Source organism: Mesobacillus sp. AQ2, assembly GCF_030122805.1.
In the GTDB taxonomy this organism is placed as follows: Bacteria; Bacillota; Bacilli; order Bacillales; family Cytobacillaceae; genus Mesobacillus; species Mesobacillus oceanisediminis_A.
Window position 1 is genome coordinate 1,385,878 of sequence record NZ_CP126080.1, and the last position, 24,785, is coordinate 1,410,662.

19 protein-coding genes are annotated in these 24,785 nt (G+C 44.8%); 11 read left to right on the forward strand and 8 right to left on the reverse strand.

Annotation, left to right across the window (positions count from 1 at the left end):
- Positions 1-73: 73 nt before the first annotated feature.
- The 3 genes from addB to QNH36_RS06890 all read left to right on the forward strand — a co-directional run bounded on the left by addB (position 74) and on the right by QNH36_RS06890 (position 7,878).
- Positions 74-3,649, forward strand: a complete 3,576-nt coding sequence (gene addB / locus QNH36_RS06880; RefSeq protein WP_283904978.1) for a helicase-exonuclease AddAB subunit AddB — start codon at positions 74-76, stop codon at positions 3,647-3,649.
- Between the two features lies 1 nt (position 3,650).
- Positions 3,651-7,433 (forward strand): helicase-exonuclease AddAB subunit AddA, encoded by a 3,783-nt coding sequence (gene addA, locus QNH36_RS06885; protein ID WP_283905382.1) that lies wholly within the window; start codon positions 3,651-3,653, stop codon positions 7,431-7,433.
- Between the two features lie 136 nt (positions 7,434-7,569).
- Positions 7,570-7,878: an HNH nuclease-like protein HlpB gene (locus tag QNH36_RS06890; protein WP_251544177.1), complete on the forward strand. Its 309-nt coding sequence runs from the start codon at positions 7,570-7,572 to the stop codon at positions 7,876-7,878.
- Here QNH36_RS06890 and QNH36_RS06895 read toward each other — a convergent pair.
- The 6 genes from QNH36_RS06895 to QNH36_RS06920 all read right to left on the reverse strand — a co-directional run bounded on the left by QNH36_RS06895 (position 7,875) and on the right by QNH36_RS06920 (position 9,961).
- The gene (locus QNH36_RS06895) at positions 7,875-8,093 is read right to left on the reverse strand and encodes a spore germination protein (protein ID WP_023615349.1); all 219 of its coding nucleotides are present in this window, start codon (positions 8,091-8,093) and stop codon (positions 7,875-7,877) included. The genes QNH36_RS06890 and QNH36_RS06895 overlap by 4 nt on opposite strands.
- A 163-nt stretch (positions 8,094-8,256) precedes the next feature.
- The gene (locus QNH36_RS06900; RefSeq protein WP_313959694.1) at positions 8,257-8,643 is read right to left on the reverse strand and encodes a spore germination protein GerPE; all 387 of its coding nucleotides are present in this window, start codon (positions 8,641-8,643) and stop codon (positions 8,257-8,259) included.
- A complete protein-coding gene (locus tag QNH36_RS06905) occupies positions 8,640-8,825 on the reverse strand; it encodes a spore gernimation protein GerPD (RefSeq protein ID WP_144474491.1) in 186 nt (61 codons plus the stop codon). Before QNH36_RS06905 ends, QNH36_RS06900 begins: the two co-directional genes overlap by 4 nt.
- A complete protein-coding gene (gene gerPC, locus QNH36_RS06910; protein WP_260983498.1) occupies positions 8,822-9,439 on the reverse strand; it encodes a spore germination protein GerPC in 618 nt (205 codons plus the stop codon). The genes QNH36_RS06905 and gerPC overlap by 4 nt, the downstream gene beginning before the upstream one ends.
- Before the next feature lie 34 nt (positions 9,440-9,473).
- Positions 9,474-9,725: a spore germination protein GerPB gene (locus tag QNH36_RS06915; RefSeq protein WP_144474492.1), complete on the reverse strand. Its 252-nt coding sequence runs from the start codon at positions 9,723-9,725 to the stop codon at positions 9,474-9,476.
- A 14-nt stretch (positions 9,726-9,739) separates the two neighbouring features.
- The gene (locus QNH36_RS06920; RefSeq protein WP_144474493.1) at positions 9,740-9,961 is read right to left on the reverse strand and encodes a spore germination protein; all 222 of its coding nucleotides are present in this window, start codon (positions 9,959-9,961) and stop codon (positions 9,740-9,742) included.
- 243 nt (positions 9,962-10,204) lie between these two features.
- Between QNH36_RS06920 and QNH36_RS06925 the strand changes: the two genes are divergently transcribed.
- From QNH36_RS06925 to QNH36_RS06955, 7 genes are all read left to right on the forward strand, one after another.
- The gene (locus QNH36_RS06925; protein WP_283904979.1) at positions 10,205-11,797 is read left to right on the forward strand and encodes a long-chain-fatty-acid--CoA ligase; all 1,593 of its coding nucleotides are present in this window, start codon (positions 10,205-10,207) and stop codon (positions 11,795-11,797) included.
- 183 nt (positions 11,798-11,980) lie between these two features.
- Positions 11,981-13,162: a DUF418 domain-containing protein gene (locus tag QNH36_RS06930; RefSeq protein WP_283904980.1), complete on the forward strand. Its 1,182-nt coding sequence runs from the start codon at positions 11,981-11,983 to the stop codon at positions 13,160-13,162.
- Positions 13,162-13,674: a DNA topology modulation protein gene (locus QNH36_RS06935; protein WP_283904981.1), complete on the forward strand. Its 513-nt coding sequence runs from the start codon at positions 13,162-13,164 to the stop codon at positions 13,672-13,674. The genes QNH36_RS06930 and QNH36_RS06935 overlap by 1 nt, the downstream gene beginning before the upstream one ends.
- A gap of 14 nt (positions 13,675-13,688) precedes the next feature.
- Positions 13,689-14,597 (forward strand): fumarylacetoacetate hydrolase family protein, encoded by a 909-nt coding sequence (locus QNH36_RS06940; protein WP_283904982.1) that lies wholly within the window; start codon positions 13,689-13,691, stop codon positions 14,595-14,597.
- A gap of 196 nt (positions 14,598-14,793) precedes the next feature.
- Complete coding sequence (locus tag QNH36_RS06945) at positions 14,794-17,415, forward strand: YhgE/Pip domain-containing protein (protein WP_283904983.1); 2,622 nt, start codon at positions 14,794-14,796, stop codon at positions 17,413-17,415.
- Positions 17,416-17,537: 122 nt separating this feature from the next.
- Complete coding sequence (locus tag QNH36_RS06950) at positions 17,538-17,891, forward strand: YisL family protein (RefSeq protein ID WP_144474499.1); 354 nt, start codon at positions 17,538-17,540, stop codon at positions 17,889-17,891.
- Positions 17,892-18,020: 129 nt separating this feature from the next.
- Positions 18,021-20,054: a putative bifunctional diguanylate cyclase/phosphodiesterase gene (locus QNH36_RS06955; protein ID WP_251544161.1), complete on the forward strand. Its 2,034-nt coding sequence runs from the start codon at positions 18,021-18,023 to the stop codon at positions 20,052-20,054.
- Between the two features lie 109 nt (positions 20,055-20,163).
- On the opposite strand, the gene QNH36_RS06960 is transcribed toward QNH36_RS06955, so the two are convergent.
- A complete protein-coding gene (locus tag QNH36_RS06960; RefSeq protein ID WP_144474501.1) occupies positions 20,164-20,724 on the reverse strand; it encodes a DUF2777 domain-containing protein in 561 nt (186 codons plus the stop codon).
- Positions 20,725-20,915: 191 nt separating this feature from the next.
- Here QNH36_RS06960 and asnB point away from each other — a divergent pair, with 191 nt between their 5' ends.
- Positions 20,916-22,763: an asparagine synthase (glutamine-hydrolyzing) gene (asnB, locus tag QNH36_RS06965; RefSeq protein WP_251544159.1), complete on the forward strand. Its 1,848-nt coding sequence runs from the start codon at positions 20,916-20,918 to the stop codon at positions 22,761-22,763.
- Between the two features lie 305 nt (positions 22,764-23,068).
- Here asnB and QNH36_RS06970 read toward each other — a convergent pair whose 3' ends face one another.
- Positions 23,069-24,412 carry an MATE family efflux transporter gene (locus QNH36_RS06970; RefSeq protein ID WP_144474503.1) on the reverse strand — a complete coding sequence of 448 codons (1,344 nt, stop codon included), beginning with the start codon at positions 24,410-24,412 and terminating at the stop codon, positions 23,069-23,071.
- Positions 24,413-24,785 lie beyond the last annotated feature (373 nt).

Genomic DNA, 24,785 nt, shown 5'->3' on the forward strand with positions numbered 1-24,785 from the left:
ACAGTGCACGTCGTGAAAGGAAAAAAGTTAGGCTTGGAAGATTGTTATTTTACTAGAAGAAAGGGGAAGTCAGATGTCTGTACGTTTAGTACTGGGGCGCTCGGGCAGCGGGAAAACCGAGCTGATCATGAAGGAAATGAAGGACAGGCTTGTTTCGGATCCTCAAGGAGATCCGATTGTCTATCTTGTGCCGGAACAAATGTCTTTCCTGTCAGAATACAGATTATCCACAGATCCTGACCTTGGTGGAATGATCAGGGCACAGGTATACAGCTTCCCGCGCCTGGCGTGGAGAGTGCTTCAGGAAACGGGAGGATACATACGCCAGCATTTGGACAGCGTCGGGATCAGTATGATGATCCGCAAAATCATTGAAGACAAAAAAGAGGACCTGAAAATCTTCCAGAAAGCTGCGGATAAAAATGGTTTTATCCAGCAGATGGAGCAAATGCTGATCGAGTTCAAACGCTATGCCATCAATCCGGAAGAACTTGCCGGAAAAATGGCTGAAGGCTCCGGAGGAAACAAGGCATTACATGATAAGATCCACGACCTGGAGCTGGTTTATCGCCAGTTCGAAGATGAAATGTTTGGTAAATATATAGATTCCGAGGATTATTTCAAGCTGCTCGCCGAAAAGATCCCGGCTTCTGACTATCTGAAAAATGCGGAAGTATACATTGATGGTTTTTATAGTTTCACGCCGCTTGAACTCATGATCATTGATCAGCTGATTGCCTCCTCCAAAAGAGTGACAATCGCACTCCCGGTTGACAGGGATTTCAAGCATGAACAGCCTGATGAACTTCATTTATTCAGGCTGACAGGAGAGACCTGCCAAACACTCTATGACATGATAAGGACAAAAGGCTATGAGCTAGAAGATAATGTCGTGCTGTCTGAACAGCGGCGCTGGCAGGATGAATCCCTGAAGCATCTTGAAAGGGAATTCGATTCAAGGCCGGCTGTACCGTATTCAGGCGAGGCGTCAATCCATATCGCACAGGCAGCCAACAGACGTTCCGAGCTTGAAGGAGTTGCCAGAAAAATCATTGGCCTGGCACGGGATGATGGATACCGCTATCGCGATATCGCTGTCTTGATGAGGGGAAGCGAATACCGTGAAGTACTGGAAACCATTTTTGAAGACTACGGACTTCCATTCTTTATCGACCAGAAACGGAATATGCTCCACCATCCATTGATCGAGCTTGTCCGTTCAAGCCTGGAGACGGTCCTGGGGAACTGGCGGTATGAGCCGATTTTCCGGGCTGTAAAGACAGACCTGCTGTTCCCTGAGGGTGCTGACCTGAACAGGGTGCGTGAACAGATGGATATCCTGGAGAACTATGTGCTTGCATATGGGATCCAGGGAGATAAATGGACGAGAAAAGACCGCTGGAAATATCGGAGAATTCGGGGGCTCGAGTATGACAGTGTGGCCCAGACGGATGCTGAGAAGAAGATTGAACAGGAACTGAATGACTTGAAGCAGTTAATTACTTCACCGCTTCTGCGAATGGCCCGGCGCCTGAAACGTGCTGACACAGGCAGAAAGCTTTCTGAAGCGGTTTATCTCTTCCTGGAGGAGCTCGATATTCCCGCCAAGCTCGAAGCATGGAGAATATATGCGGAGCAGGAAGGAAGGCTGATTGACGCAAGGGAGCACGAGCAGGCCTGGAATGCCGTGATCAATCTCCTTGACCAGTTCGTCGAAATGCTGGGTGACAGCAAGGTGGCACCGAAGCAATTCGTTTCCATCCTTGATGCTGGTTTTGAGTCACTGAGGTTTTCGCTGATTCCTCCGGCAATTGACCAGGTACTGGTTGCCGACATAGAAAAAACAAGGCTTGCCGATGTAAAGGTGGCTTTTGTGATTGGCGTGAACGAAGGCATTCTTCCTGCCAAGATGACCGAGGAAGGAATTTTTGCGGATGACGACCGCGAGCTTTTGCAATCAAAAGGCTTGAAGCTTGCCCCGGGCAGCCGAACTAAGCTGCTGGATGAGATTTTTACGGCTTATAAGGCTTTTGTGACGCCTTCGGAGCAGCTTTATATCAGTTATCCGATTGCCAATGAAGAGGGGAAAGCCCTGATGCCTTCTTCCTTCATCAAAAGGATTTCGGACTTGTTTCCAGGACATCAGACGCATTTCTTCCTGCCAGATCCTTCGGAATTGCCGGAAGCAGAGCAGCTTGAATATGCTGCCGGTGAAAATATTGCCTTATCCTATCTGACATCCCAGCTTCAGCTGAAGAAGCGGAATTATCCTGTCTATGATTTTTGGTGGGATGTGTACGATTATTATATGAAGAATCACCGCTGGGCAGATACAGCCCGGAAAGTTCTTTCCAGCCTGTTTTATGAAAACAGGACGAAACAGCTGTCTGAATCTGTCACGAAGGAATTGTATGGCGAGGAAATCCAGGCAAGTGTCTCCAGGATGGAACTATTCAACAGCTGTCCATTCTCGCATTATGTCCAGCATGGCTTGAAGCTGCGAGACCGGCAGATATTCCGGCTCGAGGCTCCGGATATCGGCGATCTTTTCCACGCGGCATTGAAGGAAATCGCTGAAACGGTGATGGAGCAAAACCTTAGCTGGGCCCAGCTTACAAGGGCACAGGCTGAAGAATTGGCAAGGGATGCTGTGCAAAAGCTTGCTCCAAAACTGCAGAATGAAATCCTGCTTAGCTCGAACAGGCATCATTATATCAGGCAAAAACTTCAGAACATCATCAGCCGCGCATCTCTCGTGTTGAGTGAGCATGCAAAAGTCAGCGGGTTCTCCCCAGTCGGCCTGGAACTCGGCTTCGGCCGGCAGGGTAAACTGCCTCCGCTGGGCTTTTCGCTGAAAAATGGCACAAAGATGGAGCTGATGGGCAGGATTGACCGTGTTGATAAAGCCGAGGATGACCATGGTGTATACCTGAGAGTGATTGATTACAAATCAAGCGTGAAGGATGTCAATCTGACAGAGGTGTATTACGGTGTAGCACTTCAGATGCTCACCTACCTGGATATCATTATCACCCATTCACCGCTTCTTGTCGGGAAGCAGGCTGACCCTGCAGGTGTACTCTATTTCCATGTGCACAACCCGATTGTCAATGCTTCAAAAATGCTGACGCTTGATGAAATTGAAGAGGAAATCCTTAAACGTTTTAAAATGAACGGATTGCTGCTAAGCGATGAGAATGTCATCCGGATGATGGACAAGGGGCTCGATACAGGCAGTTCACAGATCATCTCCGCGGGTTTTAAAAAAGATGGAAGCCTGCTGAAGAGCTCGAAGGTTGCCAGCCGTGAGGATTTTGACCATTTACGGCAATTTGTGCGCCATAAGTATGTGGAGACCGGCAACAGGATTGTCAGCGGAATTGTTGATGTTGCTCCATACAAACTCAAGGACCGGGCACCATGTACATTCTGCTCGTTCAAGCCGGTATGCCAGTTTGACCAGGCGGTTGAATCGAATGACTTCAGGAAGCTTCCTGTCATTAAAAAGGAAGACCTGCTGCAGTCGCTGAGACAAGACGAAAACTTGAAGGCCGATGATGGGCTGGCAGTCGATTCTGCAAGACTTGAAGAAATCAAGAAGTTCGGCCTACTGTCAGCAATAGGAGAGGAGGAAGAGGACCTTGGCTAGAATGAATATACCGCCAGTACCGGAAGGCGCGACATGGACGGAAGATCAGTGGAAGGCAATTATGGCCTCGGGGCAGGATATACTTGTCGCAGCGGCGGCCGGATCAGGTAAAACGGCTGTTCTTGTCGAGAGGATCATCAGGAAAATCACTTCGGAGAACTATCCTATTGACGTCGATGAGCTGCTCGTCGTAACGTTCACAAATGCTTCTGCGGCTGAAATGCGTCACAGGATTGGTGAAGCGCTTGAAAAAGCCATCAACAGCCACCCTGATTCAACACATCTGAAAAAGCAGCTGAGCCTGTTGAATCGAGCGTCCATTTCAACGCTCCATTCCTTTTGCCTTGAAGTCATCAGGAAATATTATTATCTGATTGATGTTGACCCTGGCTTCAGAATCGCGGATGAAACCGAGGGACAGCTTTTGCGGGACGAAGTGATTGAAGATCTTTTTGAAGAAGAATACGGCAAAGCAGATAATCAGCCTTTTTTCAATCTGGTGGATGCGTTCACGAATGACCGCAGCGATGAAGGGTTGAAGGACATCATCACTGACCTGTTTGATTTTGCCAGATCCAATCCTTCCCCTGATGCGTATCTTGATTCCATCGTATCCATGTACGAAGCAGCAGGCAGCATTGCGATCGAGCACTTGCCGTTTATGAAAGTACTTATCTCAGATATCGAGCTGCAGCTTCAGGGGGCAAAACAGCTTCTCGAAAAAGCGCTGGACATTTCCAGGATGCCGGGCGGACCGGCACCACGGGCTGTCAATTTTACAGAAGATCTTCATGTGATCGACACATTGCTGGCTGCCAGTGAACAAACCTGGGGAGATTTGCATGAAGCGATACAGCTTGCTGATTTTGGGAGGGCAAAGACATGTCGCGGCGATGATTACAATAAGGATCTAGTCGATAAAGCCGCCAAGCTCAGGGACCGTGCAAAGAAAATTGTCCAGGATTTAAGAAGTGAACTATTTTCCAGAAAACCAGAAAGCTTCCTGAAGGATATGCAGGAAATGAAACCGTTGATCGCCGTGCTGATTGACCTCGTGAAAGAATTTTCGCACAGGTTTGGAGAAGTGAAGCAGGAACGTGGTCTCGTGGATTTTTCAGACCTTGAGCATTACACACTTGAGATATTGACTGCAAAGACTGATGATGGAAATGTATCTCCTGTATCGCCTTCCGAAGCTGCACTGGCCTACCGCAATAAATTCAAGGAAGTGCTGGTTGATGAATACCAGGACACGAATATGGTCCAGGAAGCCATCCTCCAGCTGTTAACGGCAGAAGGAGAGGCAGCCGGGAATCTGTTCATGGTTGGGGACGTAAAACAATCGATCTACAAATTCCGTCTTGCTGAACCAAACCTTTTCCTCGGAAAGTACAACAGGTTCACGGCTGAGGGTGAAGGAACTGGCCTGAAAATTGATCTTGCGAAGAATTTCAGGAGCCGAAGCGAAGTACTGGACGGCACCAATTATTTATTCAAACAAATCATGGGCGTAAAAGTCGGTGAAATCCATTACGATGATAATGCTGAATTGAAAAAAGGGGCTCCCTATCCTGAGGATGATTCCTTCCCAGTCGAGCTCCTGTTGATTGATAAGGGAGAAGGTGCTTCAACAGACTATGATTCCCCAGAAGTGAATGAGTCAGCTGATACTGAATTCGATGCTGAAGACCTTGAACAGTCCCAGCTCGAAGCAAGGCTGATGGCCAAGCATATCAAGGATATGGTTGAAGAGCGCCGGGGTGTGTATAATCCCAAAACAAAAACATCCAAACCCGTCAATTATCGCGATATCGTCATCCTTCTTCGCTCAATGACTTGGGCTCCTCAAATCATGGAGGAATTCAAGCAGCAGGGAATCCCGATTTACGCGAATTTGTCGACTGGCTATTTCCAGGCGACAGAGGTCGCGGTCATGCTTTCTTTGCTGAAAGTAATCGACAACCCTTATCAGGATATCCCGCTTGCCGCTGTATTGAGGTCACCGATCGTCGGCCTGGACGAAGAAGAACTAGCCATCATCAGGATCAGCCAGAAAAGAGGTTCGTTCTATGAGGCGTTGACGGAATTCTGTCTCCACAAGCCGACAATAGAAAATGAAGCTCTTCATGAAAAGACGAGTCGTTTCTTTGAAGGCTTGAAAAAATGGAGAACGGCTGCAAGACAAGGATCTGTTTCTGATTTAATCTGGCAATTATACAGGGAGACGAGGTTCTTCGATTTTGCAGGCGGGATGCCAGGCGGAAAACAACGCCAGGCTAATCTCAGAGCGCTTTATGATCGCGCAAGACAATATGAAGCGACGAGCTTCCGCGGCTTGTTCCGCTTTTTGCGCTTCATTGAACGGATGAGGGAGCGTGGCGATGATCTTGGCGCGGCAAGGGCGCTGGGAGAACAGGAAGATGTCGTCAGGATCATGACGATCCACAGCAGCAAAGGGCTGGAATTCCCAGTAGTTTTCGTAGCGGGACTTGCCCGGAATTTCAATACGATGGACTTGAAAAAATTCTATATGCTTGATAAAGAATTTGGCTTTGCTGCTAAGTACATCAACCCTGAGAAGCGAATTTCGTTTCCATCTTTGCCGCAATTGGCGTTCAAACGCAAGCATAAGATGGAAATGCTTTCTGAAGAGATGCGTGTCCTCTATGTTGCCTTGACACGGGCAAAAGAAAAGCTCTACCTGATCGGTTCTGTGAAGGATGCAGATAAAACGATCAGCAAGTGGCAGGACGAAGCAAGCCATCCGGAATGGCTCCTTGATGAATATTTAAGGGCATCGGCATCAGGCTATATTGACTGGATAGGGCCAGCTGTTATCCGTCATAAGGATTGTGAGTCGATCAGGGGAAGCCAGGCAATCCTGCATCCTGCACTCGACGAAGAGATTAACTGTCATCCATCCCGCTGGAAAATCGCAACGATTAACGCAGAGGAAATCATTTCATATGCCGATGAGAAAGACGAAGAGCGCGAGAGCCTGATGGATCTTGTCGCAGCTGGCCAGGCTGTAAACCAGGTTTCGGAACTGGCTGATAAGGTCAATGAACAGCTTTCATGGAAATATCACTTTAAGGAAGCGGCCAATCACCGTTCGAAACAGTCTGTAACCGAGCTGAAGAGAAACCACGAAACAAGGGATGAGGAGAGCGGGACACAGATCGTCCGCCGGTTTACGAAGCCAATCCTTAACAGGCCAAGGTTCATGCAGGAAAAAAAACTCACCCCTGCAGAACGGGGAACCGCGATGCATATGGTCATGCAGCATATCGATCTTTCCAGGCCGATTACAGAGTTAAGCCTTGAATCACAGCTGGAGCAAATGGTCGAGAATGAGCTGCTGTTCCCGGAACAGAAGGAGGCAGTCGATCAAAAATGGATTCTTGCCTTTTTTGATACTGAGATCGGCCAGCGACTCCTTGGAGCAAACAAGGTCAGCCGCGAGGTTCCATTTTATCTCTCATTACCGGCAAAAGAGGTTTACCCTGATTGGCAGGGAGAAAATGAGCCGATTTTTATCCAGGGGGTCATCGACTGTATTTTCGAGGATGAGACAGGGACAGTCCTGCTTGACTTCAAGACAGATGGCATCCATGACCGCTATAAAGGCGGGTTCGAACAGGCAAAACCGATTTTGGAAGAGCGTTATCGAATCCAGATCAGCCTGTATGCAAAGGCGATTCAACAAGTATGGAAAAAGCCAGTTGAAGAGAAATATTTATATTTCTTTGATGGCGGACATCTTCTGGAAATGGATCAGTTCTAAATTAAAGGAATCGGTTGATTGTTCACACAATCCTTGCCGATTCCTTTTTTGTAGCGTATGGGACAGGTGCACAACTGATTAAGAAAATCCATGAAGGGGAAATTACCAACAGGGCTTGTTGAAGGAGGGATTGTAAATGGCAAAGAAAAGCCATATCAACACTTGTGAACTATGCGGCAGGAATGAGGTCGAGGTCACGGTCCATCATCTGACACCAAGGGAAAGGGGCGGAGCCTTCATGCCAACTGCCAGCCTTTGCATTCCTTGCCACAAACAGATACATGCTTTATTCACAAATGAGGAGCTGGCTACGGGATTGAATAGTATTGAATTGCTCCGCTTACATCCTGAACTGCAAAAATTCCTGAAATGGATAAAAAAGCAGCCCTCTACAAGGCTGCCGAGAATTTCAAAATCAAATGCTCGAAAACGTAAAAAGCGCTAGTTATTTCCTACTGTCGGCTGGTCGATCAGGTTGGCATCAAGGACATTACTGGCGCTAAGTCCGTTATTCGTAACAATGAAACCACCAGTATTGAAACCACCCTGCCCAGCGACTGTTTTTGAATTACTTTTTGGCGAGATGAACAGTGTGTCGCCAAACTGCACCGTCCCGCCGCCTACATTCAAGATTTGGACTGGACCTATGATTGCTGGCATTGAAAACATCCTTTTCTGCTATTCTATTGGGCGATATACATAAAAAGTTGCGGCTAGTTAGCCAAATTCAGAGTCATTAAAAAAATGCGCTGCCCAAAAGTCAATATACGAACGGTAGAATGGCCTAAGAGTACATCAGCCTTGATAAAACAATATGCATGCATCAACGATTTTGTTCGGGGCGCGGCAGGAGATGCCGGATGTGCTTGACCCTTGCCTCCATAGAAACATTGCAGGTATTCCCAAGATGCACCACTGAAGAAGACGATACACCCAGTATATTGATACTCCGCACCTTTAAGACAGGATTAACATTATGAGTAGAACTATTTATGGTTTCAACATCCGGTTGAAATGTAATGGGCTCAGAAAAAATGGGGTAGGCACTAAATGCGCCTTCATTCTCATAAAATACTTCACGCTCTCTTTGGACTGCCAGAGCTCTGGAAAATGCCTGGATCTGCTGGGAATCACCTATTTGGAACACTGAAGAAAATATTACTGAATCTATTTTTATTCTATCAACACTAGCGATTCTTTGAAGCATCATCGTCCAGCTTCCGGCGAAAGAGGGACGAACGGCCCGATTATCAGTGACTCTGCAGGAGTATCGAATGTGGATGCCAAATTGATGGTATCTGCATCCCCGACCATTAGCAGCGAGGAACTTGAAACGCCAAGGATTCTGATGTCGCCAACGCAAATATCCCGGTTATAGACTTGAAAATTCATTCTGAACGACCTTCCTTTACATTATCTGGCAGGTTTTTGAGGAAGAGGAATACACCATTCTGAATCTCCTGCTTTAGCAGGTCAATCACTTGATTATTCATCTCCGGGCTTATTACCGTCCCATTCTCACCGGAGGACCTTTCCTTTAAATGTGCCGCCACTCTGCCAGACAACTGTTTTCTGATATCTTCTTTTATAAAAGTGAAATAAGAATCATCTACATTGATCCCCAGCTTCGCTTGAGCATCGCGATAGATACCCTCTAAATCCGTTTCAAGGTATTTGTACAGTGCTGTTTCAATTTCGATTGTCCTCTTAAACAGCTGTTTTCCAGGAGTAGGTACATTAACCGCTTTTTGATCTACCGAAAAATCATCAATTCCATCCAGTTCACTCGGGTTCAAGCCAATATTCAAAGTCCCTTCAAGAGTTTCTACCTTCAACTGGTCGAATTTGTACTCGATATTTCCAATTTGGACTGGAGGCCGATCCTTCAATGCTGCAACTTCTTGCTGCAAATCCATGGCCATTTTTTCCAATTTGGATATCTTTTTGCTTTGGTGCTGTACATATAAATGCAGCTTTTTAACATATTCATAAAATTCAGCATTCAAACGAATCACCTCGCCTCGAACCAGTTTTTAAATGTTAGCTTCGTGTAACCGGAGCCTGTAAAGGAACCGCAGGTGTCTCAAGTATTTCTGGTGTATATGATGTACCTGTTGTTATTTGGGAGGGATGCAGCGCCTCTGGAGCTGGTGCTATAAAGCCGCCCGTGTTATATAGGTTAGAAACTGGCTTGATCAAACCAGCACTGCCAATTTGCAGGACAGAAGAGTTCGATATTCCCTCAACCTTTAAAAAATTGATATTGATCGATTGTTGTATATAAAAATTCAACCTAATCACCCGCACTATACATTCAAATAATTTCCTTGATCAATTGCATCTTGGTCATAGGTATTTGTCGAGCTAAGATTATTGTGTATGGTCAATCCGTCTCCGGTATTGAATGAGCCCGCACCGGAGAAGGTTTTAGCGCTGGAACGGGGAGTTATTCTGTAGACATCGCCAATGTGGAAGACCGCACTGCTGCTAATTGAAATGACCTGTATGACCCCAACTATTGCTGGCATGAGCAACACCCTTTATTTTGATTTCTTTATTATCCTATGTGCCCAAATAAAGAATGTGATTAAAATGCCTATTTGTTTCAAATAAGGAACTACACTAAACAAAGTTCCTATGAAAATTTCCTGTAAAATCAGCTATGAAAAATCATGTTATATAACAGTTGAATTTTTGTATAACAGAGATGGAGATATGTTAATATATTTATATATTAAGAATTTTAAATTTATTATTACAGGAGGCAAATAATGAACGTTCCATTGCTGTTGAACCAGTTTCTAGACCGTGCGGTATCGCTTTATGGAGACAAAAAGGCTATTTTTTCCGAGGACAGGGCGCTTACATATTCTGAGTTGAACGAAAGGGTAAACCAGCTTTCGGATGGTTTGAGGAAGCTTGGAGCCGGCAAAGGTGACCGGATTGCCTACCTTGCGCCAAATTCAATTGAAATGCTTGAAGGTTTTTATGGTGTCTTCCAGGTCGGAGGTGTGATGGTGCCTTTGAACATTCGCCTTAAACCGGAGGATTATCTATTCATCCTTAACCACAGTGAATCCAAAGTGTTATTTGTCGATCAGGATTTATACCATCTCGTCGAGCCAATCAAAAACCAACTGGAAACCGTGAAGGAAATCATTGTCCATTATAAGGAAGACAGCCTCGAGGAAATCGGATACGATGCGTGGCTTATACAGCATTCTCCCGAACCGTTCAAACGCGAAGAATTAGATGAAAATGATGTCTGCAGCCTCCTCTACACAAGTGGAACGACTGGGAATCCCAAAGGGGTCATGCTTACCCACAGGAACAATTATCTGCACGCACTAAGCACGATGCATCATTTGCGGGTAAGCGATGAAGATGTCCTGCTGCATGTCCTGCCGATGTTCCATGTAAATGGTTGGGGGTCTCCATTTTATTACACGGCAAACGGCGCTTCTCAGGTCTGCTTTCGCAAAACGACCCCCGAGGCGATTTTCAGCGCATTGGAAAAGCATAAAGTCAGCGTGATGCATATGGCACCGACAGTTTTGAACGCCCTGCTCCAGTATTATGAAAAAAATGTCCCGAACATTGAGCAGCAGGTGCGTGTAGTCATCGCTGGGTCTGCACCGCCGCCAGCATTCGTTACCCGTGTCGAAAAAGAACTTGGCTGGGAGTTCATCCAGGTGTACGGAATGACGGAATCTTCCCCTTTAAGTACGATTTCTACAGTCAGATCGCACTTGAAGGAACTCCCATTGAATGAACAGTATCGGATGAAAGCGAAGGCAGGTATCTCGATGATTGGCTGCGAGGTCAAGGTTGTCAATGACTATGGTGAAGAGGTTGCACATGATGGCAAGGAAATCGGCGAAGTGATCACGAGAAGCAATGGAGTCATGAAAGGCTACTGGAAAAATGAAGAGGCAACCATGGAAACGATCCGCAATGGGTGGCTCCATACAGGTGATATGGCGACCGTAGACGAATACGGGAATATCGACATTGTCGATCGTAAAAAAGATGTCATCATCAGTGGCGGGGAGAATATATCGTCCATTGAGGTCGAGGGGGCTTTGTATGACCATCCGGCTGTCCTTGAAGCTGCAGTCATCGCCGTCCCGCATGAAAAATGGGGGGAGACCCCGCACGCATATGTCGTGTTACGTGAAAATGAACAAATCACGGAAAAGGACCTTATTGCATTTTCCAGGGAGAAACTGGCCCATTTCAAAGCGATTACTGGGGTAACCTTTGTAAAAGAACTGCCAAAGACTGCTTCTGGGAAAATTCAAAAAGTCCATTTGAGGAATGAGTATTGGGAAACGAAGGGCAAGGCCGGAAGATTTGTGAATTAATAGATTGCGGGGGATGCCGTTACGTGGTGTCTCCTTTCTATAAGATTATATGCATGTTATCCAATCCATATATAAGCTTGGCTAGTGGTTTCTATGCTGGATCCTCCTTTCCTTTTGCCAGGTTCGCTGATAGTGTGATATACATAGATTATATGTTAAACATTGGATGGAATGAGGGGGAAAATGGATAGTAACGGAAGGGCATCGGGAAGGATTGTTTCGATCGACCGGATGCGGGGTTTTTCATTGTTAGGGATTTTTCTTGTCAACATGATTTCATTCCACTCACCGTATTTTTATATTGATCCTGAAACATGGTGGGAGGGAAATATAAATTTATTTACATACAGATTCATTGATGTGTTGATCCAGGCAAGTTTTTATCCGTTGTTTGCGATGTTGTTTGGATATGGGCTGGTGATCTTAAGGGAGCGTATCCTCGATAAAGGTCTGAAGTTCACCCCGCTTGCCGTAAGAAGGCTTTCGCTGCTGCTGCTGATTGGCTGTATCCATGCTTTCTTTATATGGGAAGGGGATATCCTCATAACCTATGCAGTCTGCGGTTTTGCCTTTCTTTTATTCCTGGGATGGAGCGCAAAAAGGTTGATGATTGCAGGTTTGGCCATCTATATTGTCCCAAATCTCCTTCTCGTGCTGATGCTTGGAGCAGCCTCGGCGGTGGATGGAGGGGCAGAATTTTCAATGTATGATGGACAGGCTGCAGAACAGGCAATAAATGTCTATCGAACTGGGAGCTTTGCCGAAGTGACAGAGCAAAGAATGACAGAGTGGTATAAAAATAATAATCTCATGGGTTTGTTTTTTTATTTAATCACAATTCTGCCTTTGTTCATGTTTGGAGCAGGTGCGGCCAAAATGAGGCTGTTCGAAAAAGTACACAGGAATAAGAAAAAGATCAGGACATACGCAGCCGCACTTTCTATTCTCGGTCTGTTGATCAAGTCAATTCCGTACCTTTATGGAAGAACATTGATGACTGATTATGCCCAGGATATTTTTGGAGGTGCAATGCTGGCGATGGCTTATGCGCTGATCATTGCCCTTCTATCCGAGCACAGGAAAATGGACAGGGTCCTTTACCCGCTCGAAGCTGCCGGGAGGCTGTCAATCAGCAACTACTTATTCCAGTCTATCTTCTCAACGATGATTTTTTACAGTTACGGACTCGGTTACTATGGCGATGTGTCCATATTTGCTGGAACAATGCTGGCTCTTGCCATCTATGCAAGTCAATTAGCTGTCAGCAGCTGGTGGGTCAAAAGGTTTTATTATGGACCGGTCGAATGGCTGTGGCGAAGCGGTACTTATTTAAAGAAACAGCGTTTTAAAAAGGGTGCAGCCTGATGGAAAAAATCATGATCATTGGCAACGGGGGTGCGGGGAAATCAACACTTGCCAGAAAGCTGGGAGTGGTTCTTGCCAAAGAGGTATACCATCTTGATGCCTTGTTTTGGAAACCTGGATGGGAAACGACTGCAAGTGATGAGTGGAAGGCTATTTTAACAGAAATCATGGCAAAAGATTCATGGATCATGGATGGAAACTATGGCAGCACAATCGAGATGAGAGAGCGGGCAGCGGATACAATCATCTTCCTCGATTACTCTACTTCAAGATGCCTCTATGGTATTTTCAAAAGGCGTGTCATGTATCATAAGAAATCGCGGCCTGATATGAATGAAGGCTGTGAGGAAAAGCTTGATTGGACATTCATAAAGTGGGTGGCAGGATATAAGCGTAAAAAAACACCAGGAATCCTTGCATTCCTGGATGAGATGAAAACATCTGGTAAAGAAATTCATCATTTCACAAAACCTCGGGATACCGAGCATTTCATTACACGAAACAATGAATAAAGGGGGCAATTCAAATGAAATTCGCAACAGTAAAAAATGAAAAAGGCAAATGGATCGGAATCGTAAATGAAGAAGGAAGTCATGTTTTGCCACTGCAAGAAATTCATGAAAAAATGGGTGGCGAAAATTTTTTTTCATCTGACATGATTGAAGCCATATCGCTAGGCGACAAATTTCTTCAGGAAGCTGAAAAGACAGTTCAATGGGTAAGGGATAACAAGCTGGAAAGTGAACATTACCTTCCGCTATCATCCGTTGAATTGCTGGCGCCAATTCCCCGTCCGGGCAAGAATATTTTCTGTGTCGGGAAAAATTACGCTGAGCATGCGATCGAAATGGGGAGCAAGGAAGATATTCCCGAGCATGTCATGGTATTTACCAAAGCACCTACGACTGTCACCGCCCATGAACAAGAAATTTTAACCCATAGTGAATTGACAGAGCAATTGGACTATGAAGGTGAACTGGCAGTTGTCATCGGCAAGAAAGGGAAAGGAATTAAAAGGGAAGAAGCACTGGATTACGTTTTTGGCTACACAATTATAAACGATGTTACGGCCCGCGACCTCCAGGCAAGGCATAAACAGTTTTTCATTGGCAAAAGCCTTGATACGACATGCCCGATGGGACCATGGATTGTACATAAATCAACAATCGCCAATCCGAATCAACTGGATATAAAGACAACTGTTAATGGTGAAGTAAGGCAGGACTCCAATACAGAAAACTTCATTTTTCCGGTTGAAGAGGTTATTTCCGTGCTTTCACAAGGGATGACGCTGGAGCCGGGTGATATCATTGCGACCGGAACACCGGCAGGAGTAGGGAAAGGCTTTAAGCCGCCAAGGTTCTTGAAAGCCGGGGATACCATTGAAATATCGGTTGAAGGCATTGGGACGTTAAGGAATACAGTGACAAATTAATAGATATAATCTCCTGATTCTCCTTATAAATTATAGGGAGAATTTTTATTATATTATTATAATTTTAGAAATATTTCATATTTTCTGTAATTTTTGCAGGAGTTTTTACCCATACATGAGAATATATTTGTGGCAGTGATTGAATACTCATTCAGTCGCTTTGACATATATATATAATTCTCATGGGGGAGTATGAATGAATTGGTTTAGTTTGTTTTTGGCTCAAATGTCCCAGCTGGCATCGAGTAAAGGGGTACTCTATTCTGTAATAGCAGCCTTGTTAGTGCCAATCGTCTATGGCGGAATCCTGCTGTCTCCAGATTGGGGACCGTACGATAATCTCTCCAATCTGCCAGTTGCGATTGTCAATAATGACAGAGGTGCCATTTCCGGGGACGAGCCCCTTAATGTCGGCGAAGATCTTGTGGCAGACTTGAAGAAAAGCAATGACTTAGGCTGGAAGTTTGTAGATTCAGAGGAAGCAGAAGAAGGATTGAGAAGCTTTAAATATTACATGGTCATTGAAATTCCGCAAGACTTCTCTGAGAGAGTGACGACAGTTCTTGAACCAGACCCGAAAAGGTTGGAACTCAATTATATCCAGAATGAGGGCCTTAATTTTATGGCCGCACAGGTCACTAAAAGTGCAACTGAAAAGTTAAGGGAGAAGCTGGCAAACAAGATAACGGAAAAGTATGCGAATAATATCTTCGCGAGTCTTGGTGAAGTATCAGATGGATTTAAGACAGCAGCTGATGGTTCTGCGCAACTGCATGATGGAACAGCTGCACTCCAGGATGGAACCGGGCTTCTATTGACTTCTCTAAATGAGAAGTCAGCGGATATTTCCAAGCTTGCGGCTGGAACTCTGGAACTAAAAAGCGGTACTGGTCAATTGGCCGGCACATTAGCAGAAAAACAAGGAAGTATTTCCGAATTGGCTAATGGTTCAAAGGAGCTCGCAGCCGGTACGGCTCAATTGGCAGGAAGCTTGAAATCTAAACAAAGCGATATTACAAAACTTGCAAACGGCTCTAAAGACCTGAAAAACGGTACTGGCCTGCTATTAAGCTCTCTTAATGAAAAGTCAGCGGACATTACAAAACTTGCGGACGGATCAGCTGATGTAAATGCAGGGACTGGATTGCTTCTGCAAAAGCTTAAAGACGGGCAGCCGGGCATTACTCAGTTGGCTGCGGGTGGTAAGCAGTTAGAAGAAAAAATGCCAGAGCTTAAGGCTGCTACTTCCGAAGTCTTGGCTGGTTTACAAGCTGCACAACAGGCTGTAAAGGTAATTGGACCTGGAACTAAAGAAGTGGCGGACGGGATTGGCGAAGTAATTACAAATTCTCAAAATCTAGGAAGCAATCTGCAAAACCTGACTGTACTGATAGAATCATATCTTGCTAAGAACCCAAGTTTAGCCACAGATAAAGAATTTTTAACTATTTTAGGGACGAGCCGAGGAATCAGGGATGCTGCCACAAAACCAGAAAATGCAACCAAACTACAAGAACTGAAAGATGGAGCGGATCAGATTGCTGCAGCGTTCAATGAAAAAATTCCTGCAGAACAAGGATCACTGGCATCAGGAATTACTCAACTGGCAGAAGGGCAGAAATTAATAAACAATGGAGTAGCTGATTTAGCAGCAAAAGCCCCAGCCCTTTCTGCCGGAACAGCAAGTGTAGCGGCAGGCTGGGATGAAATGATCACTAAGGTCGGTTTGCTTCATGATGGAACATCTCAAATAGCTGCAGGAAATAAATCGGTCAATGCAGGGTGGGGAACCATCACAGCAGGAGTTAAGGAGCTTGATGGGGGAGCAGCGCTAATCTCTGCCGGGAATCAAACGGTAGATAAAGGCTGGAAGGAGCTCGCTGCTGGTGCGACAAAAATCCATTCAGGTGCAGCTCAGGTCAGCGATGGAAATGCTGCCGTAGATAATGGATGGCGTGAGCTGACAGCTGGTGCTTCCAAGATTCATTCTGGAGTTGTCCAGGTTAGCGACGGAAATGTAAGTGTCGAAAAAGGTTGGGGAGATCTGACAGATGGAGTAACAAAATTGAATGATGGAGCCGGGAAACTTTATGATGGAAGCGGTGAATTGGCTGCCGGATTAAAGGATGGAGCCGAGGAAACTGGTAAAATTAAAGCTAATGAAAAAAATATCGGCATGTTCGCCTCACCGGTGGAACTAATTAGTAACAAAGTCAATGGCTATTCACTTTACAGAGATTCTTCTGCGCCATATGTAATGACGCTTGCATTATTCGTGGGGATATTAATCATGTCAATGTTCATCAATTTCAACAAGCCTCAGGAACTAAATGTATCCAAGGTGGGCTGGTTTGCCGTGAAATTTTTGAATCTTGCTTCCCTGGCCGTTGTTCAGGCAATCCTTCTATCCATCGTGGTCCTCGCATTCCTGGGATTGCAGGTTACAAACCCAGTTGGATTCATAATGTTTGCTATACTGGTTAGTATTGTATTTGCGGCAATAGTTATGTTCTTTGCTTCGTTTGGGAATATCGGCCGGTTTATTCTTTTTGCATTAGTTGTCATGCAGCTTTCGACAACTGGATCAAACCTTCCAATTGATATGCTGCCAGAGAACCTGCGAAGTTTAAGTGCCTACTTGCCATTTACTTATTCAATTGCAGGATTTAAAGCTCTGATTTCACTAAATGATTTTTCAATGGCGTTGAGGAATCTGGGTGTTCTTCTTGGTTTTCTGATCCTGTTTGCTTTGATGACTGTAACAGTCTATTTATTTAAGACAAAAGAACAACCTCAACATACCGATTTGGCCATGTAATGGCTGGGGGACATCCTGAAAAGGGTGTCTCTTTTTTCATGTCTGGCAGATTACCTTATACTTATGAAATTCCTATTGAATATGTTATGATATTTTAGACTTTACTATTAGGAGGACGGTACATGGTACATGCCCATATGACAGCCTGGTTTTTGGCTCTTGTTTTATTCTTCGTTGCACTAGGACTACATAAAAGCGGTAAGGAAAAGGGCGCTAAAATTGTCCAGATGGTCCTTAGATTATTTTACGTGCTGATCCTATTGACTGGCTTCTGGCTTCTTTTCAGCATCAATATCAACATTATGTATGTGCTGAAAGCAGCGGTTGGCCTGTGGGTCATCTCTATGCTTGAAATGATCTTGATCCGTACAAGAAAGAACGAAAAGGCATCTATTTTGTGGGTGCAATTCATCGTCGCAATCTTGCTTGTACTATATTTAGGTTTCTCACTTCCGCTCGGAACAGACTTGTTCTAAATAGGATTTGTCGAAAAAAAGCTGTCCAGAAATGGGCAGCTTTTCTCTTTTTGTCATATCTTCACCCGGTCAATTATGGTAATTTAAGAGTTAAGGGATATTGGAGAAATATAGAAAATGGAGAATGCAATGGCTACGACAAAAAGCTGCGTTTACGAAAGTGACAAACAACTTAATAGCTTTATAGAGAGCAATTCATTCAAAGAGCATGCCAATCTATTGGTGCAAATTTTTTATACAGAAACAGGGAAGCTTAAGCGCCTTCAGCAATTACTTAAGAAACAGCTTCCTGTGTCTGCCGTGCTGAGCTGTGAAGCCAAAGGGAATTTTTATGAAGAGCATCCTTACATCCTCTCTTTTACTGCTTTCAACAAACAAGAGCTCAATGCAAGCCGCCATGACCAGCACACCATCAACACATTGACACATTTGCTGGCCACTACACAACAAGACATCCTTCATCTTAATGAGAGCCTTGAGGTTTCTGAACAATATTATCGGTCCTTGTTTGACAATAATGGGGACTTTGTCTATTCGACAGATCTGAATGGGAACTTCACAAGCGTTAACCAGGCGTTCATGAGAACCTTCGGCTATGGTGAAAGTGAACTTATTGGCAGGTCTGCGCTGAATTTTATTAATCCTGAAGACGTTCATCGTGCAAAATTGCATTTTATTCAAGCGCTGAAGGGAAAAGATCAGACCTATACCATCGAAATTCAGATTAAGAGCGGCGAGTCCCAGATTTTCCAGATAAAAAACATCCCCATCACGGTCAATGGATCCTGTGTGGGAACGTATGGAATCGGCAGGAATATCACCCGCCAAAAAAAGACAGAGGAAAGAATCATTCAGCTTGCCTATTATGACCAGGACACAGGTTTGCCCAACAGGATGAGATTTACGGAACAGCTGGAGGAAATGATTCACCGAGCTAAGCATAAGAAAGAACTGCTGGCAGTCCTTGTTATTGACATTGACCGCTTCAAGATCATCAATGACAGTCTTGGGCATTATGCCGGAGACATTGTATTGAAGCAGCTGGCTGACAGAATCCAGAATCAGATGCCAAAAGGGGCCTATTTTGGGAGATTCAGCGGCGATAAATTTACGATGCTTTTGACAGAGGACGTCGAGATCGATCAGACGACCAGGATGGCAAGAGAATTGCAAAGGCTTATATCAAAGCCTCTATATCACCAGAATCAGGAGTTTATTGTCACAGCCAGCATTGGGATCAGCTCATTTCCGGGGGATGGCCTTGATGAGCATACCCTGCTGAAAAATGCAGATATAGCGATGAACCGTTCAAAAAACCAGGGCGGGAATAAAATCACTTATTTTTCAACCGGGATGAATGACCAGGCAATGGTGCGACTGGAGCTGGAAAGCTACTTAAGGAAAGCATTGCAGAAAAATGAGTTCCGTCTCTGCTATCAGCCGCTGATGGATTTGAAATCAGGAGAAATCACCTGTACAGAAGCCCTTATTCGCTGGCAGCACCCGCATCTTGGGCTTGTGTCACCGGCGCAGTTCATCCCGCTCGCCGAAGAAACAGGATTGATTGAGGAGATTGGCGCCTGGGTTCTGACAACAGCATGTTTCCAGACAAAGTACTGGCAGGAAAATGGTTTCCCGAATCTCGGGATTTCTGTTAATGTCTCCGCCTATCAATTCCAGCAGCATGCTTTTATCGGCCAGGTGATTGAAGCTCTGAAGGTTTCCGGGCTTGCCCCGGCATATCTTTCATTGGAACTGACAGAAAGCGCGATGCTGAAGGATATTGTTTACAGCATTTCCGTTATGAAGTCATTACAGGAGCTCGGGGTGAAAGTATCAATCGATGATTTCGGGACAGGTTATTCGTCATTAAGCTATTTACGCAATTTGCCAATTGATACGCTTAAAATCGACCAGTCCTTTATCAATAATCTTCATGACGACCCTTCCGATATTGCCATCGTCAAAGCAATCATCACCATGGGTCAGGGCTTAGCAGTGAAGATTGTTGCTGAGGGCGTTGAAACTCATGAACAAATGAATATCTTGAGAGACCTTGATTGCCATTATGCACAAGGTTACTATATCCAGAAGCCGCTCGAAACGGATGCCTTCGAAAAAGGTTTCAGGACCATAGAAAACGTTGCCTACACGGTAAAATAAGAAAATCGATTTCTATGTTTTTACGAAGATTCTTGCATGTCCATTTCATCTGAGAAAAAACGATTACGTAAAAGCCTGCATTCACATCGAATGCAGGCTTCTTTGCAGTTTAGGAAATCCGTTCGATCACGGTCCGCTTCCCGTTGTTCAAGGTCAGTTCAAACCGGTCATTCTGTATTTCATAATAATCAAAGTGATGCTGTACGCTGCAGATGTATTCTTCGTTATCGAAAATCAAAAAATTCACACCGGATCTCCCTGTTTCATGATCGAGGAATGTCAGATGGTTATAACAATAGATACAATCATAGATGGAGAAATTCAACGAATTCAATGTATTGATAAATTGGACAAATGCCTCATCATTCAATTCATCCAACAGACGCTCGAAAGAATAAATCAGCTGCTTCCTGATCCTGATCATTTCCTGGTCTATCAGAGAGATGGTTTCATTGCCAGTCTGGATGCTTCCGTTATCCAGCAAAAACCCCCTGCACCATTTGCTGTTTCGCTGAACTTCAACCTCCTGGTGGATAAATTCCTCAACAAGTGCGGCTTCGTCCGTTTCTTCATCAAAGAAAACCCATTGCGAATTAATATATTCTACGGTCCCGGCATTGAACGACCGGGGCTGGAATTCAATCAAATTGCTTCGTTGTTGTCGATTCATTTGGATCCTCCGTTTATTGTCGCTCACCTTCTTTGTAGACAGATTTCGGCGAATTTATAACATGATTTAAAAGTTAGGCAATTAACCAGTTTGAATATTGCTGCATAAGATGAGTAATGCTTAAGCGATTACTGCGTTTCAGGACGAATCATTGGCAGGCAAAAAGTTCCGCTTAGAAGGGATGATGGTAAATGTGTGGAATAACCGGTTGGGTAGACTATCGTAAAAATTTGGACCATGAGCACAAGACGATTGCAAAAATGGCGGAAACTTTGAGTAAAAGAGGTCCTGATGATACCAATGTATGGACTTCACAACACGCTGCACTGGGCCATAAAAGGCTGGTGGTTGTCGATCCCGAGGGAGGCAAGCAGCCAATGACCAGAGCACAGCGAGACAGCCGTTATACCATTTGTTATAACGGAGAATTATATAATACTGAAGACCTCAGAAAAGCACTGCTATTAAAAGGATATTCTTTTAACGGTCATTCTGATACAGAGGTTTTGCTCAATTCTTTCATGGAATGGAAGGAAAATTGCCTCGATCATTTAAATGGGATTTTTGCCTTTGCCGTTTGGGATCATCAGGAGGAAAAGCTGTTCATCGGGCGTGATCGCCTTGGTGTAAAGCCGCTCTTCTTTATTGAAACAGCGTCAGGTTTTATGTTTGCTTCTGAACAAAAGGCTCTGCTGGCACATCCTGATGTGAAGCCGGAGGTAGACAGGGAAGGGCTTTGCGAAGTTTTTGGGCTCGGGCCATCCCGTTCGCCAGGAGCTGGTATTTTTAAGAATATGAAGGAGCTCCGTCCAGGTCATGGACTCATTTTTTCAAAAAATGGGCTGAAGGTGTGGAGATACTGGAATGTGAAAAGCGTAGAACACAAAGACAGTCTTGAAGAAACTTCCGAGAAGGTGCGTGAGTTGTTCACAGACGCTGTAACAAGGCAGCTCGTTTCCGATGTTCCGCTTTGCACATTCCTTTCCGGGGGATTGGATTCAAGCGCCATCACCGCGATTGCCGCGAATCATTATAAGACTGAGGGCAAGGGGAGCCTGCATACTTACTCGATCGATTATGAAGGTAACGATCAGTTTTTCAAGGAAAATGAGTTCCAGCCTAATGCGGATGCCTTCTGGATCAATAAAATGACGGAAACATTCGGGACCGTTCACCATAACAGCGTCATCTCACAGAACGATCTGGCAGACTATCTGACAGAAGCCGTGCATGTTCGTGACCTGCCGGGGATGGCTGACATCGATTCATCACTTCTCTGGTTCTGCCGTGAAATCAAACAGGATTTTACCGTAGGCCTTTCAGGTGAATGTGCTGATGAAATCTTTGGAGGATATCCTTGGTTCCACAGGGAGGATGACCTGAACCGGCAAGGATTCCCGTGGATGCGGTCCATTAATGAACGGCAAAATATGCTGAGAGACCACTGGCGGAAAAAATTGAGTCTAGAAGAGTATATGATGGCGAAATTCAATGAGACGATAGCAGAGGTGCCGGTACTTGAAGGAGAGAATCATATCGATGCAAGGCGAAGACAATTATTCTATTTAAATATCGTTTGGTTCATGACCACCTTGCTCGACAGGAAAGACCGGATGAGCATGGGCGCGAGCCTTGAAGTTAGGGTGCCGTTTGCCGACCATCGCCTTGTGGAATATGTCTGGAATATCCCATGGGAGATGAAGATGCACGGCAACAGGGAAAAAGGAATCTTGCGCAAGGCATTGGAAGGCACTTTACCTGATGAAGTATTATACCGAAAAAAGAGTCCTTATCCGAAGACCCACCATCCGGCATATACTCAGGCAGTACAGGGGATGCTGTCAGATTTCATGGCCGATTCAAACAGTGCACTGCATGAATTCTTCGACAGAGCCACACTGCAAAAAATGATTGAAACCGAAGGAGCCTCCTTCAAAGTGCCCTGGTTCGGCCAATTGATGACCGGCCCACAGCTGCTGGCACAGCTTGCCCAGATTCATATCTGGTTCAGGGACTATAATATTAATATTGCAGATTAAAAAAGCAAGCCCTGGGAGAGGGCTTGCAGCAGACTGCAGGCGATTCCAATTTGCCTGCAGTTTTTCATAGAAATGGAAAAAACATTGATAATTACCAATTCGCTATAAAAATTCGATTTTCGCTATATAAATTATAAAGTCGCTATAAAAAAGAAATTTTCGCTATATAAATAAAAAAGTCGCTATAAAATCATGATTTTCGCTATATAAATATTTTTTTAGCTATAAATATATAAATTAGTTTTCTGAGTGACCATTTCTTCTGCAAAATAAGTGCATTTTTACTTTAATACGGTAATTTTCATTTATTCCGCGGTTACAAACGACTTTTTCACCCAAACTCTGGATCTCCAGCGCCACAGCATCAGCAGCCCCCGCAGCCATTCGTCTGCGATGAAGGCGATCCAGATGCCGACGAGTCCCATCTCCAGGTAGATTCCGAGGAAATAGGAAAGCGTTACGCTGACTCCCCACATGGACAGGATTCCCATATAAACCGGAAATTTCACATCGCCTGCAGCTCTCAATGAACTGATCAGCACCAGATTGAAAGATCTGCCTGGTTCAAGGATGATGGTAAGCAGGATTAAGATGGTGCCGAGTTCGATGATGCTGAGGTTGTCAGTGAAGATTCCCAGCAGGTTTTTTGAAAAGAAAGAAACGATCACTGCAGCTGCGATTGAGATCAATATCGCAAGTTTTAAACTTTTTAATGCTCGTTTATATGCGTTCTCAACTTCTTTTGCTCCGACCATATGGCCAATCAAAATCTGTGTTCCCTGACTGATTGCGATACTGAAAAGGAAGATGAACATCATGACATTTTGCGTGTAAACCTTTGCGGTCAGTGCCTGGGTTCCAAGGGAAGCAATAAAATAAGTGATCACCATTTGCGATCCATTATAGCTAAGGTGCTCGCCTGCAGAAGGAATCCCGATATTGAGCAGGTTCTTTAGATGCCTTTTCGGAAAACTGAATAGCATCGACAGGGGCAGCGATCCAGGGATCCGCTTTGTCATGACAAAAATGGCCGCGAGCAACCCGAAGATCCGGCTGACAGTTGTTGATATTGCTACACCTTCAACCCCAAGTATTGGAAAGCCGAAGGGACCGAAGATGAAGAAATAGTTGCCGATGACATTCAGCACGTTCATGCCGATGGTGACATACATGATATCACGCGTAAATCCATAGCTGCGGATAATGCTGCTGACTGTCATGATCAGCGACTGAATGAATGAAAATCCGCCGACAATCTTCAAGTAGGAATTGGCTTCATCAAACAATTCGGGTGGAAGGTCCATCAGCTTTAGCAATTGTTCGCTAAAAATGAAGACAGCAGCGCTCAGGAGAATACCAAATACAAGGTTAGCCCCGATTGAGACAGAAGAAACCTCCCGCGCCTCATCATCGCGTTCAGCACCCAGGTTCTGCGCCACAAGAATAGCTGTGCCGGTCGCTACAAAGCCGAACATGACAATGACCATGGAAAGGATTTGATTGGATACCCCGACAGCTGCCACAGAGTTATCCGAATACTGGGACAGCATCAGCGTATCCGCATTCCCCATCAGCATATATAGCATGATTTCAATAAATAGAGGCCATGTAATGGCAAATAACGATAGTTTAGCAGTTTTTTTCTTCATGTTTTTATATCTCCAAGTTGTAATTCTTTTATTATACAGACTCTGGAAGGGAATTGAAGTAAAAACCTTCATTTTTCGAAAATAAAACGAGGATAATAGATTGTTGGGCTAGAACATCACAATTTGGCAATATTTAGCTGGGATTCTGCGTTCATTCCGCTTAAGCGATATATGAAATTCTGCAGAACCTTGGTAATTCCGCGAAAAACGCAATTATTCCGCGAACATCCGTGTTAATCCCGGGAAAAACGCAATTATTCCGCGAACATCCGTGTTAATCCCGGGAAAAACGCAATTATTCCGCGAACATCCGTATTAATCTCGCGAAAACCTGCATAAATCCCGCGAAAAACCCCTTTGATTCCGCGAACAG

Excerpts from the sequence above, each read along its gene's own strand:
- addB (WP_283904978.1), top strand. The coding sequence starts at position 74 with ATGTCTGTACGTTTAGTACTGGGGCGCTCGGGCAGCGGGAAAACCGAG.
- addA (WP_283905382.1), top strand. The coding sequence starts at position 3,651 with ATGAATATACCGCCAGTACCGGAAGGCGCGACATGGACGGAAGATCAG.
- QNH36_RS06890 (WP_251544177.1), top strand. The coding sequence starts at position 7,570 with ATGGCAAAGAAAAGCCATATCAACACTTGTGAACTATGCGGCAGGAAT.
- QNH36_RS06895 (WP_023615349.1), bottom strand. The coding sequence starts at position 8,093 with ATGCCAGCAATCATAGGTCCAGTCCAAATCTTGAATGTAGGCGGCGGG.
- QNH36_RS06900 (WP_313959694.1), bottom strand. The coding sequence starts at position 8,643 with ATGATGCTTCAAAGAATCGCTAGTGTTGATAGAATAAAAATAGATTCA.
- QNH36_RS06905 (WP_144474491.1), bottom strand. The coding sequence starts at position 8,825 with ATGAATTTTCAAGTCTATAACCGGGATATTTGCGTTGGCGACATCAGA.
- QNH36_RS06920 (WP_144474493.1), bottom strand. The coding sequence starts at position 9,961 with ATGCCAGCAATAGTTGGGGTCATACAGGTCATTTCAATTAGCAGCAGT.
- QNH36_RS06925 (WP_283904979.1), top strand. The coding sequence starts at position 10,205 with ATGAACGTTCCATTGCTGTTGAACCAGTTTCTAGACCGTGCGGTATCG.
- QNH36_RS06930 (WP_283904980.1), top strand. The coding sequence starts at position 11,981 with ATGGATAGTAACGGAAGGGCATCGGGAAGGATTGTTTCGATCGACCGG.
- QNH36_RS06935 (WP_283904981.1), top strand. The coding sequence starts at position 13,162 with ATGGAAAAAATCATGATCATTGGCAACGGGGGTGCGGGGAAATCAACA.
- QNH36_RS06940 (WP_283904982.1), top strand. The coding sequence starts at position 13,689 with ATGAAATTCGCAACAGTAAAAAATGAAAAAGGCAAATGGATCGGAATC.
- QNH36_RS06945 (WP_283904983.1), top strand. The coding sequence starts at position 14,794 with ATGAATTGGTTTAGTTTGTTTTTGGCTCAAATGTCCCAGCTGGCATCG.
- QNH36_RS06950 (WP_144474499.1), top strand. The coding sequence starts at position 17,538 with ATGGTACATGCCCATATGACAGCCTGGTTTTTGGCTCTTGTTTTATTC.
- QNH36_RS06955 (WP_251544161.1), top strand. The coding sequence starts at position 18,021 with ATGGCTACGACAAAAAGCTGCGTTTACGAAAGTGACAAACAACTTAAT.
- QNH36_RS06960 (WP_144474501.1), bottom strand. The coding sequence starts at position 20,724 with ATGAATCGACAACAACGAAGCAATTTGATTGAATTCCAGCCCCGGTCG.
- asnB (WP_251544159.1), top strand. The coding sequence starts at position 20,916 with ATGTGTGGAATAACCGGTTGGGTAGACTATCGTAAAAATTTGGACCAT.
- QNH36_RS06970 (WP_144474503.1), bottom strand. The coding sequence starts at position 24,412 with ATGAAGAAAAAAACTGCTAAACTATCGTTATTTGCCATTACATGGCCT.